The following is a 16,387-nucleotide window of genomic DNA, read 5'->3' as shown; positions in this document are numbered from 1 at the left end:
CAGGTCAGCGGCGGGGCAGTGGGATGCCGAACTCGGCCGCGGTCTCTTTCAGGTCGAGGCAGGTGCGGGCGACGTGGGCGGCGGCGTCCTCGGTGGCGCCCAGCATCGAGAAGAGTTCGATCAGCTCCCGTTCGTGTTCGGCGGGATCGCCCTCGTTCGCGGAGATGGCGAAGAGGGTGGTGCGCAGCCGTTCCTCGAGCTCGATCACGTTGAGCGCCTTGGGGAACTTCAGGCTGAACGAGGTGCGCTGCTGGTCGGGATTGCGATGCGCCGCACGGAGATGACTGGAGGCGTTGATCTTGTAGTACATGCTGCCCCAGTGCGTGTACGAGTACAGGTTCAGCAACCCGAACAGCCGGCAGTGCGTCTCCAGGGGTGAGGCGCTGTAGAGCCCCTTGTCCTTCATTTCGGCGACCATCTGGTCCGGGTCGTAGTCGTAGCGCGACCCGATGTACGGGAAGACGATCCGGGGCAGTTCCTCGGCGGGAGCGAAGAGGATCTCCTCGATCCTGCCCTTGAACACCTCGTCGGTGAGCTTTGCGCCGAACGTGCGGTAAAAGCCCTGCACGACCTTCCGGACGTCCGACTCCATGGTCAGGATCTGCTGAGGATCGGCGCACAGCGCGATGCAGGGGATCTTCCGTTCGAACGCGACGAGGATCGCGCGGATCAGGAAGAACGACCGGCACGAGTAGCAGGGCAGCTTCTCGTCCAGGTACTTGCCGGGCTTCTCCGGCGAGCGGGAGAAGATCTCCGTCATCACCTTCGTGATGCCGTCGTCGTCCGAGTCCAGCAGGAACTCGGCATCGATCTTGTCCCGCATGCCGCGCACGTTCTGGACGGAATGCTTGCTCTCGAACGGGATGTCGAAGGTGTAGGCCAGCACGCGCTTGCCCAGGCCGTTCACGAACCGGTCGAGCATGAACGTGCTGTCCTTGCCGCCGCTGTACATGAAGAGGCAGTCGAACTCGCTGGCGGCGTTCGGGCCCGCGGTGACGAACTCCCGGTACATCTCGCTGGTGTAGCGGAAGTTCTCGACCAGCTCGGTCGCCATGGTCAGCTTGCATAGATTGCACGTACCGTCGTCGTCCAGCGTCACACCGGGGTGTTGTTCCCCCAGCGAACACACCTTGCATGAGGTCACTTTCGGGGCTCCCCGTCTCCTGTTGTCCTGACCGAACGCAACGCGCGCAGATCAGCGAGTCCTGCTGCGCGCCTCCCGGTGTCCGCCTTCGCCCGCGCTGGCGTCCTCGCGGTGAGGTGACCGGCCATCGCGCGCACGGTCGGATGGCTGAACATGTCCACACGTGTCACAGGGACGCCGAACTCGTCGCGGAGCCTCTTCACCAACTGCATCAGCAGCATTGAGTTGCCACCGAGGTCGAAGAACCCGGAGTCCAGCCCGACGTCGCCTCGCCCGAGCACTTCCTGCCAGACGCCTGCCACTGCGCGTTCGGTTTCGGACCGCGGTACGACGAACAGCGCGACGGGAGCCACGGGCGCGGGCAGGGCCTTGCGGTCCACCTTGCCGTTGTCGGTCTGAGGAATGGCGGTGAGCCACACGAAAGCCGACGGCACCATGTAGCCCGGCAATTCAGAGGCTGTCCACCCGCGCAGGTCAGCGTCGTTCGCCCGCTTCTGCCGCGCGACGAGATAGGCGACGATGCGGCGGTCGCCGGGTGAGTCCTCACGCACGATGGCGACGGCATCGGACACCGCGTCGTGCCCGCGCAACCTGGACTCGATCTCGCCCAGCTCGATGCGATGCCCGTGCACCTTCACCTGGTTGTCCATGCGGTTGAGGTAGACCAGCCGCCCGTCGGGTCGCTGCCGCACCAGGTCACCGGTGCGGTACAGCGTGCCGGGCGGCAGTCCGGCCGGACTCTGCACGAACCGTGACGCGGTGAGCTCAGGCCGCTTCAGGTAGCCCTGAGCGACACCGTCGCCGCCGATGAACAGCTCGCCCGGCGTACCGGGCGGCACCGGCGCACCGGTCTCGTCGAGCACGTGCAGGCGGGTGTTCGCGATCGGCCTGCCGATGGTCACCGGTCGCCCTGCGACGACCTCGTCCACTGTGGACCAGATCGTGGTCTCGGTGGGGCCGTATAGGTTCCACACCTGCTCGCACGACCCGGCAAGGAAGTCGGCCAGGTCCTGCGGCAGCGCCTCGCCACCGCAAAGCACCCGCAGGTCCGGGTCGCCGCGCCACCCCGCGGTGCGGAGCATCTGCCACGTCGCCGGCGTCGCCTGCATCATCGTCGGACGGCTGCGGCCGAGCTGCTCCAGCAACGCGAACCCGTCCGCGGCCGTCTCCTCGGTGCAGACCTCGACGCGTCCACCGGAGATCAGGGGCAGGTACAGCTCCAGCCCGGCGATGTCGAAGCAGACCGTGGTGACCGCGAGCAGATGGTCCCCAGCCGTGCATCCGGGCTGGTTCGCCATGGCGCAGAGGAAGTTCGTCAGCGCGCGGTGCCCGATGCGGACGCCCTTGGGTTTGCCCGTCGATCCCGAGGTGTAGATGACATAGGCGAGGTCGCCCGCGTTCGCGCGTTCCCGGAACTTCTCGCCCAGCCCGCGCGACTCCGCGCGGCTCAGGTCGACCACGTGCGTGGGAAAGTCGCCGACGTCGTCCAGCAAAGCCGACTCGGTTAGCAGCACGGCGAGGCCAGCGTCTTCAGCCATCGCCCGGATGCGGGCCGGCGGGTACGTGGGGTCGAGCGGTACGTACGCGGCACCAGCCCGCAGCACCCCGAGCAGCGTGACCACCAGGTCGGCGGAGCGCCGCAGGTAGACGCCCGCCAGCGAGCCCGAGGCGACGCCACGCCGGATCAGGAACGCGGCCAGGTCGGCGGAGCGGCGGTCCAGTTCCCCGTAGGTGAGCGTGGTGTCGCCGAAGATCACGGCGGGGGCGTCCGGAGTGCGTCGTGCCTGTTCGGTGATCAGCTGGTGCACGCACTTGGCGCGCGGGTAGTCGCGACGCGTGCTCGCCCACTCCGCCGTCATCTGGGTGCGGTCGGCCGTCGTGAGCAGGGACACTGTGGTGAAGTCGGATGCCGTGAACTGGCCGAAGCGCTGGGTGATGCCTTTGATGACTTCCGGGGCGAGGTGCCTGGCCGAGAACCGCCACAGCGTCGTGCCGTTCACCGCGATGCCGATCGAGAGCGTCGTGCCCGGCCTCGGGGAGGTGTCGAGGCCGGACACGACGCTGACCGGGAGTCCGTCCCGCGCCAGATCGGCGGTCGGACCGTCGAGCTCCGGCCGCGTCCAGATGTCGGCCCGGCAGGCCGGCTGTGAGCGGGCCAGTTCCAGCTCGGTCCTGACCGAGGCGCGGAACGCCTCCGTGATCGGTGGCACCCGCAGAATCCCGTGGTCGAGTCCCACCTCGAAGCCGTCGGTCTGGCCGCTGATCCTGGCCAGGAACGCGAGGACGCGTGCCTCCACGTCTCCTGCCGGCACCGCGATCTCGACGGAGACGTACTCGCCCGCAGGCGCGGAGGACGGCTGCTCGTGCGGCAGGCGGAGAGCCTGCAACCCGTTGAGGCGACGCACCCAGAACTCATCGGCGGCGCGCGCGGCGGCGAGCGGGTCGGACGGCCCCGGCAGCGTGCCGAGCAAGCGGGTGGGGTCGGCCGCCATCGCGCTCAGCAGTTCGACGAAGTGGGCCAGGAGGCTCGCCGCGGCGGCGTCGTCGAACCGCGAGCGGTCGTGGCCGAGCGAGAAGGTGAGCTCGCGGTCGCGATAGGCGTTCAAGGTGAGCGGTACGCCCACCTGGTCGCGAGAGGCCGTGCGGGTGTTCTCCCAGCGCCCGCCCTGTCTGCGGAACAGCGTGTCCACGGCGAAGTCCTCGAACACCAGAATGCTCTCGAACAACGGCATCGACGCGGGCACGTCGGCCCATTGCCTGATGAGCCCGAGCGGCGTGTGCTCGTACTGCTGAAGCGGCTGGTGGCGGTCGCGCAGCTCGCGCACGAAGTCGATCACCGTGTGGCCTGGGTCGATCTGCGCGCGGTGCGGCAACGTGTTGATCAGCAGACCGAGCATCGACCCGCTACCGGGGACGCCGGACCGGCAGGACCGGGTCGCGCCGAACACCACGTCGTCCCGGCCCTGGTACTGCGCGAGCACCATCGCCCAGGCGGCGTGCACGAACACGCTGACCGGGATGCGGTTCTCGCGGGCGAGCTGCTCGATGGCGGCCGTGGCTTGTTCGGGCAGGGAAACGGAAGCCGAGCCGTAGCCGCTGTCACCGGTGGAGCCACCCAGCACCGGCGCCGCGGCAAACCCGGCGAGATGAGCGCGCCAAAACGGTTCGCTCGTGCTGAAGTCCTGCTGCGCCAACCAGTCCAGGTGTGTGCTGAACGGAACCCGCTGCTGGAGAACAGGATTGCCGCCCGTGCGGAACGCGTCGTAGCGGACCACCAGTTCGTGCACGAGGGCGGCCAGCGAGCGGCCGTCCACCAGCGCGTGATGCACCGTGAGAAGGAACTGGTGCTGCTCGGACCGGGTGCGTGCCAGTAGGAAGCGCACCGGCGGCGCCGTGAAGTCGAACGGCAGGTGCTTGTCGGCGAGCAGGTGGTCGCGCAGCCGCTGGTCCGGGTCACCGTCACGCCAGTCGACGACATGCATCGTGAACTCGGCATGTGCGCGCACGAACTGGCTGCGACCGCCGGGGTCCAGCACGGTGCGCAGGACCGGGTGTGCCGCGACCAGAGCGCGCAGTGCGGCACCGAACGCCTCTACGTCTACGGGTTCGGACAGCGCGAGCGTGCACTGGACGACGTAGCTGCCCTCCTCGGGTGCGCTCAGGCTGTGCAGCAACATGCTGTGCTGAAGCTCGGTCAGCACACGTGGTTCGTCCGATGTGGATGGTCGGGTCATGGGTGCGGCTCCTTCACGTCGCATTCCCACAGTGGGGTGCCGCACCCGTTTGGATACTCCGGCGAGGAATTTGCTTCGGCGGTATCTCCGCCACACCCGGCCGGGTCTGTGGCCGTGAAGGGCGATCGCCCCGTCACCACACCAGCTGGGAGGAACCGATGTCGGAGCGTCCGTGCGCGATCGTCACCGGAGGTTCGCGTGGGATCGGCCGTGCCGTCGCCGTGCGACTGGCCGCGGACGGTCATGACATCGCGTTCTGCTCGCGGTCGGTCGACGACCACGTCAAGGAGACCCTGGAGCTGATCAGGGCCGAAGGCGCGGACGCGGTGCACGAGATCTGTGACGTCACCGATCTCGCCGCGGCACGTGCGTTCGTCACGCAGGTCGAGGACCAGCTCGGTCCGATCGCCGTGCTGGTCAACTCGGCCGGCGTCGTTCGCGACGGCGCGTTCTTCCGGATGTCCGGCGAGGACTGGGACACCGTGCTCGGCACCAACCTCACCGGCACGTTCAACCTCTGCCGTGCCGTGACCTTCGGCATGATGCGGCGCAAGGCGGGCGCCATTGTCAACGTCTCGTCGATCGTCGGCGAACGCGCGAGTGCCCTGCAGGTCAACTACGCCGCCGCGAAGGCCGGCGTGAACGGGCTGACCCGGTCGCTGGCCAAGGAGGTCGCGGCACACGGCGTGCGGGTCAACGCCGTCGCGCCGGGGTTCATCGAGACCGACATGACCGCCGAACTGGACGACAAGGTGCGTGAGGCCGCGCTGGCGATGACTCCGCAGCGGCGGTTCGGCACCCCGGACATGGTGGCCGATCTCGTGTCGTTCCTCGTGTCACCGCGCGCCGAGTTCATCACCGGCCAGATCGTCCACGTCGACGGCGGCATCAGCCTGTGAGCGAGAGGCAGCAGATGAAGACGGTGCCGACCTATGCGTCGTTCGTCGGCGGGCAGGACCTCGCCTCCGACCGCCATCTCTACACCGTGAGTGCGCGTTCGGTGCTGGAGGACGTGTTCTCCGCACTGACGCTCAAGCGGAAGCTGGACGCAGGCCAGGCCGACCCGGCCGAGTTCGCCGACCGGATCGTCGGACGGTGTGCGGCCGCAGGTGACGACGTCAACGAGGCCGCGTTGCGGGCAGCCGCAGCGGCCGCGCCGATCTGGGCGTCGACTCCGCTGCGTACGCGGCTTGAGGGCATGGCGATGATCCGGGAGCGCGTCCGCGCCCGTCACGACGAGATCGTCGACACGCTGATCGCCGAGGGAAACCCTAGGCTGCTCGCGCAGTGGCAGGTGTCCGGCATGCTGACCGCGGCGAGCGACGACATGCTGATCTGGTTCGAAACGCAGCTGTGTCAGGAGTTCTCGGTCGGGCCGCGCCGGTTGTTCGTGCGCCGGGTCGCCGACGGTGTGGTGTGTGTGAACCCGCCCCAGAACGCTCCCGCGTCGAGCGCGTTGCTCGGCTGCATGTCCTTGCTCGCAGGCAATGCGATCGTCGTCCGGGCGCCGCGCAGTGCGCCGCTCGGCGTGATGTACCTGTTGCGCGAGTTCGTCGCGCCGGTGCTGGAGGAGCTCGGCGCACCTCCCGGCACGCTCAACGTGTTCTGCGCACGACCGGGCCGCACCATCGACACGTGGCTGGAAAGCCCGCTGGTGAACGACATCTTCTACACCGGCAGCGTCGAGCGCGGCCTCGAGGTCGAACGCAGGTGCATCGAGGCCGGCAAGAAGCCGATCCTGGAGCTCAGCGGCAACGACTGCGTGGTCGTCTGGCACGACGCGGACGTTGAGCTGGCCGCACAGGCGCTCACCGAGGCGTTCTACGGATCCGGCCAGATCTGCATGGTTCCCAACCAGGTCGTGGCGCATCCGCGTATCGCCGACGAACTGCTCGTCGCACTGGATGCCGCGCTGCAGAAGGTGAAGCCCGGCTACCCCGACGAGGACGGTGTGCTGCTGTCCCCGGTCATGCGCACGGAAAGGTTCTTCGGCTATGTACGCGACGCGCTGGAGCACGGTGCCAAGCTCGTGCGCGGCGGAAGGCGGCTGGAAGTCGACGGCACACCCTCCGACACCGGGATGTTCCTGGAACCCACGGTGCTGCGCGTGGATGGCCTTGTGGACTGCCGAGACATCGAAATGGTCCGCGAGGAGACCTTCTTCCCCCTCCTCCCGATCGTCGTCCCGCAGGAGGCGGAGGACCACAGCCTGCTCGACGACGTGATCGCGTTCGTCGAGAGCAACCGCTACGGCCTGCGCAACTCCTTGTGGAGCAAGGATCCCGCCGTGATCGACGAGTTCGTCCGGCGGGTCCGCAACGGTGGCCTGCTCAAGGTCAACGACTCGCACATCGGCTTCGCGCCCTACCTCCCGACCCACGGTGGCACCGGCCTCACCGGTGGCGCCTTCGGCGAGGCCAACTACCCGGCTCTGCGGACCTCGCACCTGCAGGGCGTGTCGATCGCCGAGGGCGTCCGGCCTCTCGACGCGGTCTTCGACTCGTACCGCCTCGTCGCCGGCGTTCCCGCCCAGAAGCTCATGCAGAACAAGGAGTAGCAGTGCAGTTCATGGAGATCGACCGGACCACGCTCGACCGCCTCCTGCCGGGACTGCGCGAGCGGCTCGCCGAGGTGTCGCTGACCGAGCTCGAGTCGGAGAAGAACCCCGGCATAGAGATCTTCCGCACTCTCGGTGGCACGAACCTGTTGGTGCCGAAGGAACACGGTGGCCTCGGCGCTGATGCTCTCGACGCCGTACGGGTCATGCGGGCGCTCGCCGCCGTCGCCCCGTCCACGGCCGTCGCCACGATGATGCACCAGTTCTCGGTGAGCACGATGGTGGCCGCAGTGTCGTTCGGCGCCGAGAGCGGAGTGAACCCGGCGCTGCTGGACAGCATCACGCAGAACCAACTGCTGCTGTCGTCCGCCTTCGCGGAAGGCCGCACCGATCAGGACATCCTGCAGCCGACGATGACGGCGACGCCGGTCGAGGGCGGGTTCCTGGTCAGTGGCACCAAGAAGCCGTGCAGCCTCTCGCGGTCGATGAACCTGATGACGGCCAGCGTCGCGCTTCCATCGGAACACAGCATCACCGGCCTGGGCATCGCGGTGATCCCTGCCGACGCCGAGGGCCTTTCGGTGCACCCATTCTGGTCGAGCTTCGTGCTGGCCGGCGCGGAGAGCGACGAGGTCCGGCTCACCGACGTGTTCGTGCCCGCCGAGCAGATGGTCGCGCCGCCGATCGAGCAGGCGATCATGCTGCAGATGACCGGGCTGGTGCATTTCCAGCTCTCCGTCAGCGCGGCCTACACGGGTATTGCGAGCGCGCTGGTGCAGCGGGTGTTGGAGCGCGGTCGTGGTTCGGTCACCGACCGCGCGGATCTCGCGGTGCGCATCGAGTCGGCGGCGCTGGCCACCGAAGCCGTGGCACGTCAGCTGATCGCCGGCGACCCGATCCACACCACGCTCGCGGCGGCCCAGGTCGCGCGGTTCGCGGCGCAGCAGACGATCGGCGAGGTCGTCAACCGCGCGGTGGAGCTGCTCGGCGGCATGGCGTATGTGTCCTCTTCGGACGTCGCGTACCTGGCGGCCGCGTCGCACGGCATCTCGTTCCACCCGCCGTCGCGCAGCAGTGCGGCGTCGTCGATCGTCGACTACTTCACGGCCGGCTGATGACGACCGAGACGCAGCGCCGGTACCGGGCGCACCTGGGCAAAGGCCGTGCGGCGCTCGCCGAGCTGCTCGGTGGCGAGGAGGAGGTCGCCTCGTCCGGTGCCTGGGTGCACACCGGGTCCGGCCGGAAGCTGTTGAACTGCGGGGGGTACGGCGTGCTGATCATGGGCTCGCGGCACCCGCGGGTGGTCGAGGAGGTGACGGCTCAGCTCGCCACGCACCCGGTGGCGACGCGGTTGTTCTTCGAACCGTCGATGGGCCGCGCGGCTGAGGCGCTGACCTCGATCGTCCCGGACGGACTCACGAAGGTGCATTTCGCGAACTCCGGCACGGAAGCCGTCGAGGCCGCCGTGAAGATGGCGCGCAGCAAGGGAAAGCGGAAGCTGATCTCGGCGCACGGCGGCTATCACGGCAAGACGCTCGGAGCGTTGAGCCTCACTGCGAAGGACACGTTCCAGCGTCCGTTCCAGCCCCTGCTGCCGGACGTCACGCACGTGCCCTACGGCGACGCGGATGCTGTCCGTGCCGAGCTCGCGGCATCGCCGGGGGAGTGCTGCGTCGTGCTGGAGCCCGTCCAGGGCGAGGCCGGTGTCATCATTCCGCCGTCCGGCTACCTCAAAGAGGTTTCGGCTCTGTGCCAGGAGTTCGGGGCCCTCTTCGTGCTCGACGAGATCCAGACCGGCATGGGCAGGCTCGGGAACTGGTGGGGTGCCGACGCGGAGTCGATCACGCCGGACATCCTGCTCACGGGCAAGGCGCTCGGCGGCGGCCTGCTGCCCGTGTCGGCGGCGGTGGCCACCGAGGACGCCTACAGCGAGTTCGACCGCGACCCGTTCCTGCACACCTCGACGTTCTCCGGCAGCCCGCTGGGAATGGCGGCGGTCATCGGCGCCATCGCGGCGGTGCAGGACGACGGCCTGGTCGACCGCGCACGCCACCTCGGCGCCGAGCTCCTGCCTGAGCTGCGCAACGTCGTCACCCGCGTGCTCGGTGACCACGTGCGGGACGTACGCGGCGAAGGCCTGCTGATCGGGTTGGAGTTCGCAACACCCGACGTGCCGACGCTGCTGATGGTCGACCTGGTCGTTGAGGGAGTGGTCGCGAACCACTCCCTCAACGAGGGACACGTCCTGCGCTTCACCCCGCCCGCCGTGCTGACCGGCTCGGACGTCGCGTTCCTGCTGGACGCGGTGGAACGGGCCGCCACCAAGGTCGCGAGCTGGGCCGACTGATGAGGAGTTCTGAATGAGGAGCCCAAAATGAGGTCGATCGAGCTCAGGGCGGTGGTGCCCGCGTGCGCGCCGGCCGACGCCTTCGATCGGCTCAGTGACTTCAGCCGGTTTCCCGAGCTGTGCAAGGAGATCCGGTCGATCGAGCAGCATCCGGCCGGTCTCGGCGAGCCCCGGCACACCGACTGGTCCGTGGAGTTCCGCCAGGGCCTGCTGAGCTGGACCGAACGTGAGACCTTCGACCACGAGGGCCTGCGCGTCGAGTTCACGCAGATCGACGGTGACTTCGCCGACTTCCGCGGCACCTGGCAGGTCTCCACTTCCGGCGACGGCAGCGAGATCGTCTTCGAGGTCACCTACGACTTCGGGATCGAGAGCCTCGCCGGCGCCATGGACCCGATCGCCGAACGCCTGCTGCTGCGCGTGGTCGGCGACATCCTGGACGGCCTGTTCGACGGCGTCGTGCTGGCCAGGGCCACCGATCCCGAGGCGCTGAGCCTCGCCAAGTCCGAGTAACCACCAGAACGAGGGTGACCACCATGTCAACGACCATCGAACGCCTCACCGCCGTGCTCGTCTCGCGCTTCGGCATCACCGAGGGCGAGGTCAGCACCGACTCGAAGCTGACCGACCTCGACCTCGACTCGCTGGCCCTGATCGAGCTGGGCATGGTCACCGAGAAGGAGTTCGGCATCAAGATCAGCGAAGAGGACGTCTCGCCCAGTGACACCATCGCCAAGGTCGTCAACCTGATCGAGGACAAGGTCGGGGTGGCCGGATGAGCGGGACCTTCGACGTCGCGGTGACCGGGGTCGGCCTGGTCACCTCGGCGGGAATCGGCGTCCAGGCCTCCTGGGAACGCATCCTGCGCGGCGAGTCCACCGCGACGACCGATCCCGGCCTGTCCGGGATCGGGCTGCCGGTGGACTTCAGCTGCCGGGTGCCGGACTTCAACGCGGCCGAACTGCTGGACCGCCGCAGCGCGTGGCGCCAGGAGCGCTTCACCCACCTGGCGCTCTATGCGGCACGGGAAGCCGTCGCCGACGCGAAGCTGGACCCGGCCACGTGGGACGGCGCCAGGGTCAGCGTGATCATGGGCAACGCGCTCGGCGGAACGCCGACGTACGAGGCCCAGCTCACGGCGTTGCGCAAGGATGGGGTGTCCGCTGTGACGCCCATGCTCATCCCGATGATCGGGCAGGGCGGCTCCACCGGGTTCGTCTCGATGGACTGCGGCGCACGCGGCCCGAGCTGGAGCGTGTCCTCGGCCTGCGCTTCCGGCGTCACGGCGTTGGGCACGGCTCGCGACCTGTTGCAGAAGGGCATCTGCGACGTGGTGATCGCGGGCGGTTCGGAGTCGGCGCTCAGCCCGCTCATCACCGCCGGCTTCGCCCGCATGGGTGCGATGTCGACCCGGTGCGACGACCCTGCGGCCGCCTCCCGGCCGTTCGACGTCGACCGCGACGGTTTCGTCGCCTCCGAGGGTGCGGGCGTGCTCGTGCTGGAGCGGCTGGACGACGCGCTGGCCCGTGGCGCTCACGTGCGCGCCAAGCTCAGCGGCTACGGCTCGACCTCGGACGCGTTCCACGTCAGCGCACCGCGACCGGACGGCTCCGGCGCCGAAGCCGCCATCCGCAACGCACTGGCCGACGCGGGACTGAGTCCGGAAGAGGTCGACCACGTCAACGCCCACGGCACCTCGACTCCGCTCAACGACCTCAACGAGGCGAAGGTCGTGCGCCGGATCTTCGGCGACCGGCCCGTCGTCACGTCAGTCAAGGGCAGCGTCGGCCACTCCCTGGGCGGCGCCGGCGCGATCGAGTCCGTGTGCGCGGTGCTGTCGGTCGAACAGGGCCTCGTGCCCGCCACGGCGAACCTGGTGAACCAGGACCCGCAGATCGAACTGGACGTCGTCACCGGCGAACCGCGCCGGATGCCGGTGAACGTCGCCATCAACAACTCGTTCGGCTTCGGCGGCGCCAACGCCGTCGTCGTGTTCACCAAGTAGGGGAACACCATGCTGCTCAAGGACAAACGGATCCTCGTGACCGGCGTCCTCACCGAGGACTCCATCGGGTACGCGGTCGCGCGGATGGCTCAGCAGGCTGGTGCGGAGGTCGTGCTCACCGGGCACGGCAAGGCGCTGCGGCTCACGAAGCTCACCGCGGACCGGCTGCCGCAGCCGTGCGACGTCCTGGAGATGGACGTGACCGAGCGGGACCAGGTCGACGCCGTCGTCGCCGACCTGGAACAGCGGTGGGGCGCGGTGGACGGCGTCGTGCACGCCATCGGGTTCGCGCCCGCCACCGCGCTCGGCGGCGGCTTCCTCACCGCGTCGTGGGAGGACGTCGCCACGGCGTTGCAGATCTCCACCTACTCCTTCGCCACGCTTGGCGGCGCATTCGGCCCGTTGCTCGCCAAGTCCGGCAGCGGGTCACTGGTGGGCATCGACTTCGACGCCCGCCAAGTGTGGCCCGGCTACGACTGGATGGGCGTGGCCAAGGCGGGGCTGGAGAGCTGCAACCGCTACCTCGCCTACGACCTCGGCCGCGACGGCACCAGGGTCAACCTGGTCGCGGCCGGCCCGTTGCACACCGTGGCCGCCCGCTCGGTGCCAGGTCAGAAGCTGCTCGAGGAGCTCTGGGGCGACCGGGCTCCGCTGGGCTGGGACGTGCGCGACGCCGAGCCGGTCGGCCGGGTCGTCTGCTCACTGCTCTCGGACTGGATGCCGTCGGTCACCGGCGAGCTCATCCACGTCGACGGAGGCGCGCACGCCATCGCCACCAGCGTGTCCGGCACCTGGCTGAACCGGAAGACGGAGAACACCGAATGAAGCGCTACAGCTCACCCGCCGAGATGATCGCCGAGGTCGGCACGACGCTGGGAACCAGCACCTGGTGGCTGGTCGACCAGCAGATGATCAACACCTTCGCCGACCTCACCGTCGACCCGCAGTGGGTGCACGTCGACGAGTTGCGGGCGAAGGAAGGACCGTTCGGAGCCACGGTCGCGCACGGCATGCTGACCATCTCGCTGGCAGTGTCCCAGCTCGCCGAGATCGTCGAGGTCGGCGGCACGGACATGCTGCTCAACAAGGGCATGGACCGCCTGCGGTTCTCGGCGCCGGTCACGGCGGGCACGCGGATCCGCACGACCGCCGAACTGGTGTCGGTCACGCCACGAATCCGCGGCTTCACCGAGATCGTCTTCGGCATCAGCGTCGAGGTCGAGAACACGGGCAAGGTGGCGTTGACCGCGCAGGTGCGCGCGTTCGCACACGTCGCTGAATCGGACGAATCGACCGTCTGATGTGTGCCCCTGTCACAATGGTGCCCACGTGCGGCGACCGGGGTGGACAGGGGAGGCTGATGGCGGACGGCACCTGGAGCGGTGGGTTCGGCGTCATCCGGCCGGGGTGGCAGCTCTACCTCGGCGCGGTCGGTCATGCGGCCGAGCACGCCCACCACGCGATCCAGATCGTCGTCGCCGACGGCCAGATCGAGCTCCAGGACGGTGAGGGCCGGCGGCAGCGCTGCCAGTCCGCCGTGATCCCCGCGAACGAACCGCACGCCATCGTCGAGGGCAACCCGCGCACGGTGATGCTCTACCTCGAACCGGAGAGCACCACCGGCCGGGAACTCGTCGCCAACGGCGTCTCGTCGTCGGTGGCGGAGTGGGCTGATGCCGCTCGTACGTTGACGCCCGCATTGCTCAGCCGTGACGACCAGGAGCCGGAAGCGCTGGTGTGCCGGATCTTCGGTGCGCTCGGCGTGGACTGCCGGGTCGTGACCGGTGTCGTCGGCCATCCGGTGCTGGAGGACGCGATCCAGTACCTGCCGACGATCATCAGCGGTCCGGTGTCGCTGGCCGAGGTGAGCGCCGCCGTGGGCATCTCTGACAGCCGCCTGCGGCACCTGTTCGCGTCCGAGATCGGCCTTTCGTTCCGCCGGTACGTGCTGTGGCTGCGGCTGCAGCGCGCCGTCGAGTCGGTGCTCGGCGGCTCCACGCTGACCGAGGCCGCGCACACCGCGGGTTTCACCGACTCCGCACACCTCACCAACGTCACCCGCCGCACCTTCGGCCTCGCACCGTCCCTGCTCGCCAGGGCGGTGTCGCCGCACCCTCCGAGCGAGGACTGCGAGAAGGTGACCGTGGGATGCATGGACGTCCCCGAACGGCACAGTCGTACTCGATAGTGCGCGTACCCCAGGTGGGTATAGCCGTTTCTTACAAGTCTCGGGACGGGCCGCGCCCGCAGACTTCTGTCATCGGGTGAGGTTCGCCCGCTCGCAGGAGTTTCACCGAGGAGTGAGCAACACATGACAGCGGACCAGAAGGAGCGGGAGGCGCCGCCCGGCATCAGCAAGGGGGCTAAGCGCTCACTGCTGGAACGCATCGGACACGGCGTCTTCCGGCGCCGGATCCTGGTGCTGGTCGCCGTGGTCGTCGCGATCGGACTCGCGCTGCCGTTCGGCTCGGACGTCACGGAACGCCTGTCCGAAGGCGGGATCACCGCGACCAACGCGGAAGCGACCCGCGCCGACAACATCCTGAACAAGGACTTCAAGGCAGGAGCACCACATCTGGTGTTCCTGGTGAAGACGCCGGGCTCCGTCGAGGACCCCGCCGCGGTCAAGTTCGGCACGGAGCTCACGGACCGGCTCGCCAAAGAACCCGGTGTGGTGCAGGCGGAGTCGTTCTGGAGCCTGAACGGCGCGCCGCCACTTCGCGGTGAGGACAGCAAGTCCGCGATGGTGCTCGTCCGGCTCGCCGGCGACGAGAACGAGGTCAGCAAGGCGACCACGCGCATCGTGCCGAACATCGTCGGCAAGCGCGACGGGTTCACCGTCGAGGCGACCGGTGTCGCGCAGGTCCGGGCCGAGGTCAACACCCAGAGCGACGAGGACCTGGTGCGGGCAGAGCTCATCGCCGCGCCCCTCACGTTGCTGATCCTGCTGCTGGTGTTCCGCGGTGTCATCGCCGCGCTGACGCCGCTCGCGGTGGGTGGTCTGGCGGTGGTCGGCGCGCTCGTCATGTTGAAGGTGTTCAACATGATGGTGCCGGTGTCGGTGTTCGCCGTGAACATCACCATCGCGCTCGGGCTCGGCCTCGCCATCGACTACAGCCTCTTCATCCTCACGAGATTCCGAGAGGAGCTGGCGAGCGGATCCGATGTGAAGGAAGCGATCGGCACAACGGTGCGCACCGCCGGCCGCACAGTCGTCTTCTCCGCGTTGACCGTCGCGGTGTCGATGTCGTCGCTGTTGTTGTTCCCCATGAACTTCCTGCGCTCGTTCGCCTACGCCGGAATCTCCGTCGTGGCGCTGGCGGCGCTGGGCGCGGTGGTCGTACTGCCCGCCCTGCTGTCGGTGCTGGGACGCAAGGTCGACGCGCTGAGCCTGCAGGGTCTGTTCAGGTCACGGAAGAAGGCGGCGCAGACCGACGGCAGTGGTGGCTTCTGGCATCGCTGGTCGTTGATCGTGATGAAGCGGCCGCTGCCGTTCTTCCTGATCGTGACGGCGCTGCTGCTCGTCGTGGGATCGCCGTTCCTGGGCGCGAAGTTCGGCGAGTCGGATGACCGCGTGCTGCCGCCCGACGCACCTGCACACGTTGCCGCGCAATACATCCGCGACAACTACGCGAGCAAGGAGGACTCGCCGCTCACCGTGGTGCTGCCGGGCGTGCCCGCGCAGGCCGATTCCACGAAGATCGGCGACTACGCCACCAAGCTCTCCCAGATCAGCGGCGTCACCAGGGTCGACGCCGCTACCGGCTCGTACATCAAGGGCGAGCAGGTCGCACCGCCGGACCCGAGTTCGGCGAGGTTCGACGCGCAGGTGGGCACCTGGGTGTCGATCATCTCGGAGCCCGAGCCGTACTCGCCGCAGGGTGGCGACCTGGTGGCGAAGGTGCGGGACCTGCCGTCGCCGTCCACGGACCGGTTGGTCGGCGGTCAGGCCGCGCAACTGGTGGACGCGCGGGTCAACGTCGGCGGTGCGTTGCCGTGGGTGTTGCTGTTCATCGCGGTGACCACGTTCATCCTGCTGTTCCTGTTCACCGGCAGCCTGCTGATCCCGTTGCAGGCCATCTTCATGAACCTGCTCAGCCTCACCGCCACGTTCGGAGCGATGGTCTTCATTTTCCAGGAGGGCCACCTGCGCTGGTTGGTGGGCGACTTCATCGTCACGGACAACGTCAACATCCGAATGCCGATCCTGATGTTCTGCGTGGCGTTCGGTGTGTCGATGGACTACCAGGTGTTCATGTTGTCCCGCATCAAGGAGCACCACGAGCTCACCGGTGACAACGTGGCCTCGGTCGCGTGGGGCCTCGAGCGGGTCGGCAGACTCGTGACGGCGGCCGCGGTGATCGTCGCGGTGGTGCTGTTCGCCTTCGCGACCTCGGGGCTGACTCCGGTCAAGCTGCTCGGTGTCGGGCTCGCGATCGCGGTGATCGTGGACGCAACACTGATCAGAGGTGCGCTCATGCCCGCGCTGATGCGCATGTGCGGCGACGGCAACTGGTGGTTGCCGGGATGGCTCCGCGCCTTCCACAACAAGTTCGGCTTGTCGGAAGCGCGGTAGCGGAACCGGGGCCGGCTCTCTCCT

13 protein-coding genes are annotated in these 16,387 nt (G+C 68.4%); 11 read left to right on the top strand and 2 right to left on the bottom strand.

All coding sequences use genetic code 11. The features are described 5' to 3' along the window. Positions 1–4: 4 nt before the first annotated feature. Positions 5–1,054: an adenine nucleotide alpha hydrolase family protein gene (locus tag SK571_RS30485; RefSeq protein WP_319987528.1), complete on the bottom strand. Its 1,050-nt coding sequence runs from the start codon at positions 1,052–1,054 to the stop codon at positions 5–7. Positions 1,055–1,140: 86 nt separating this feature from the next. Further along, entirely contained in the window at positions 1,141–4,878 is a 3,738-nt protein-coding gene (locus SK571_RS30480) for a non-ribosomal peptide synthetase (protein WP_319987527.1), read from the bottom strand. Positions 4,879–5,036: 158 nt separating this feature from the next. On the opposite strand from SK571_RS30480, the gene fabG reads away from it, so the two are divergent. From fabG to SK571_RS30425, 11 genes are all read left to right on the top strand, one after another. Further along, positions 5,037–5,777, top strand: a complete 741-nt coding sequence (gene fabG, locus SK571_RS30475) for a 3-oxoacyl-ACP reductase FabG (protein ID WP_319987526.1) — start codon at positions 5,037–5,039, stop codon at positions 5,775–5,777. Continuing rightward, positions 5,774–7,435, top strand: coding sequence for an aldehyde dehydrogenase family protein (locus tag SK571_RS30470; protein WP_319987525.1), 1,662 nt, complete (start codon positions 5,774–5,776; stop codon positions 7,433–7,435). The genes fabG and SK571_RS30470 overlap by 4 nt, the downstream gene beginning before the upstream one ends. An 11-nt stretch (positions 7,436–7,446) precedes the next feature. After that, the gene (locus tag SK571_RS30465; RefSeq protein WP_319987649.1) at positions 7,447–8,550 is read left to right on the top strand and encodes an acyl-CoA dehydrogenase family protein; all 1,104 of its coding nucleotides are present in this window, start codon (positions 7,447–7,449) and stop codon (positions 8,548–8,550) included. Then, positions 8,550–9,782, top strand: coding sequence for an aspartate aminotransferase family protein (locus tag SK571_RS30460; RefSeq protein WP_319987524.1), 1,233 nt, complete (start codon positions 8,550–8,552; stop codon positions 9,780–9,782). Before SK571_RS30465 ends, SK571_RS30460 begins: the two co-directional genes overlap by 1 nt. A 27-nt stretch (positions 9,783–9,809) precedes the next feature. Beyond that, complete coding sequence (locus SK571_RS30455; protein ID WP_319987523.1) at positions 9,810–10,295, top strand: type II toxin-antitoxin system RatA family toxin; 486 nt, start codon at positions 9,810–9,812, stop codon at positions 10,293–10,295. Between the two features lie 23 nt (positions 10,296–10,318). Next, the gene (locus SK571_RS30450; RefSeq protein WP_319987522.1) at positions 10,319–10,561 is read left to right on the top strand and encodes an acyl carrier protein; all 243 of its coding nucleotides are present in this window, start codon (positions 10,319–10,321) and stop codon (positions 10,559–10,561) included. Next, positions 10,558–11,787, top strand: a complete 1,230-nt coding sequence (locus tag SK571_RS30445) for a beta-ketoacyl-[acyl-carrier-protein] synthase family protein (RefSeq protein WP_319987521.1) — start codon at positions 10,558–10,560, stop codon at positions 11,785–11,787. Before SK571_RS30450 ends, SK571_RS30445 begins: the two co-directional genes overlap by 4 nt. A 9-nt stretch (positions 11,788–11,796) precedes the next feature. Further along, on the top strand, positions 11,797–12,612 hold the full coding sequence (gene fabI, locus SK571_RS30440) for an enoyl-ACP reductase FabI (RefSeq protein ID WP_319987520.1): 816 nt from the start codon (positions 11,797–11,799) through the stop codon (positions 12,610–12,612). After that, complete coding sequence (locus SK571_RS30435; protein WP_319987519.1) at positions 12,609–13,088, top strand: MaoC family dehydratase; 480 nt, start codon at positions 12,609–12,611, stop codon at positions 13,086–13,088. The genes fabI and SK571_RS30435 overlap by 4 nt, the downstream gene beginning before the upstream one ends. A gap of 59 nt (positions 13,089–13,147) precedes the next feature. Continuing rightward, a complete protein-coding gene (locus SK571_RS30430; protein ID WP_319987518.1) occupies positions 13,148–13,975 on the top strand; it encodes a helix-turn-helix transcriptional regulator in 828 nt (275 codons plus the stop codon). A 123-nt stretch (positions 13,976–14,098) separates the two neighbouring features. Next, positions 14,099–16,363 (top strand): MMPL family transporter, encoded by a 2,265-nt coding sequence (locus SK571_RS30425; RefSeq protein WP_319987517.1) that lies wholly within the window; start codon positions 14,099–14,101, stop codon positions 16,361–16,363. The last annotated feature ends 24 nt before the right edge of the window (positions 16,364–16,387 follow it).

This window comes from Lentzea kristufekii (assembly GCF_033949925.1).
Taxonomy (GTDB): Bacteria; Actinomycetota; Actinomycetes; order Mycobacteriales; family Pseudonocardiaceae; genus Lentzea; species Lentzea kristufekii.
This window is presented reverse-complemented; position numbering and strand designations above follow the sequence as displayed.

What these genes read in the sequence shown, in the direction of transcription:
- SK571_RS30485 (WP_319987528.1), bottom strand. Translation starts at nt 1,054, where the DNA reads ATGGCGACCGAGCTGGTCGAGAACTTCCGCTACACCAGCGAGATGTAC.
- SK571_RS30480 (WP_319987527.1), bottom strand. Translation starts at nt 4,878, where the DNA reads ATGACCCGACCATCCACATCGGACGAACCACGTGTGCTGACCGAGCTT.
- fabG (WP_319987526.1), top strand. Translation starts at nt 5,037, where the DNA reads ATGTCGGAGCGTCCGTGCGCGATCGTCACCGGAGGTTCGCGTGGGATC.
- SK571_RS30465 (WP_319987649.1), top strand. Translation starts at nt 7,447, where the DNA reads ATGGAGATCGACCGGACCACGCTCGACCGCCTCCTGCCGGGACTGCGC.
- SK571_RS30460 (WP_319987524.1), top strand. Translation starts at nt 8,550, where the DNA reads ATGACGACCGAGACGCAGCGCCGGTACCGGGCGCACCTGGGCAAAGGC.
- SK571_RS30455 (WP_319987523.1), top strand. Translation starts at nt 9,810, where the DNA reads ATGAGGTCGATCGAGCTCAGGGCGGTGGTGCCCGCGTGCGCGCCGGCC.
- SK571_RS30450 (WP_319987522.1), top strand. Translation starts at nt 10,319, where the DNA reads ATGTCAACGACCATCGAACGCCTCACCGCCGTGCTCGTCTCGCGCTTC.
- SK571_RS30445 (WP_319987521.1), top strand. Translation starts at nt 10,558, where the DNA reads ATGAGCGGGACCTTCGACGTCGCGGTGACCGGGGTCGGCCTGGTCACC.
- fabI (WP_319987520.1), top strand. Translation starts at nt 11,797, where the DNA reads ATGCTGCTCAAGGACAAACGGATCCTCGTGACCGGCGTCCTCACCGAG.
- SK571_RS30435 (WP_319987519.1), top strand. Translation starts at nt 12,609, where the DNA reads ATGAAGCGCTACAGCTCACCCGCCGAGATGATCGCCGAGGTCGGCACG.
- SK571_RS30430 (WP_319987518.1), top strand. Translation starts at nt 13,148, where the DNA reads ATGGCGGACGGCACCTGGAGCGGTGGGTTCGGCGTCATCCGGCCGGGG.
- SK571_RS30425 (WP_319987517.1), top strand. Translation starts at nt 14,099, where the DNA reads ATGACAGCGGACCAGAAGGAGCGGGAGGCGCCGCCCGGCATCAGCAAG.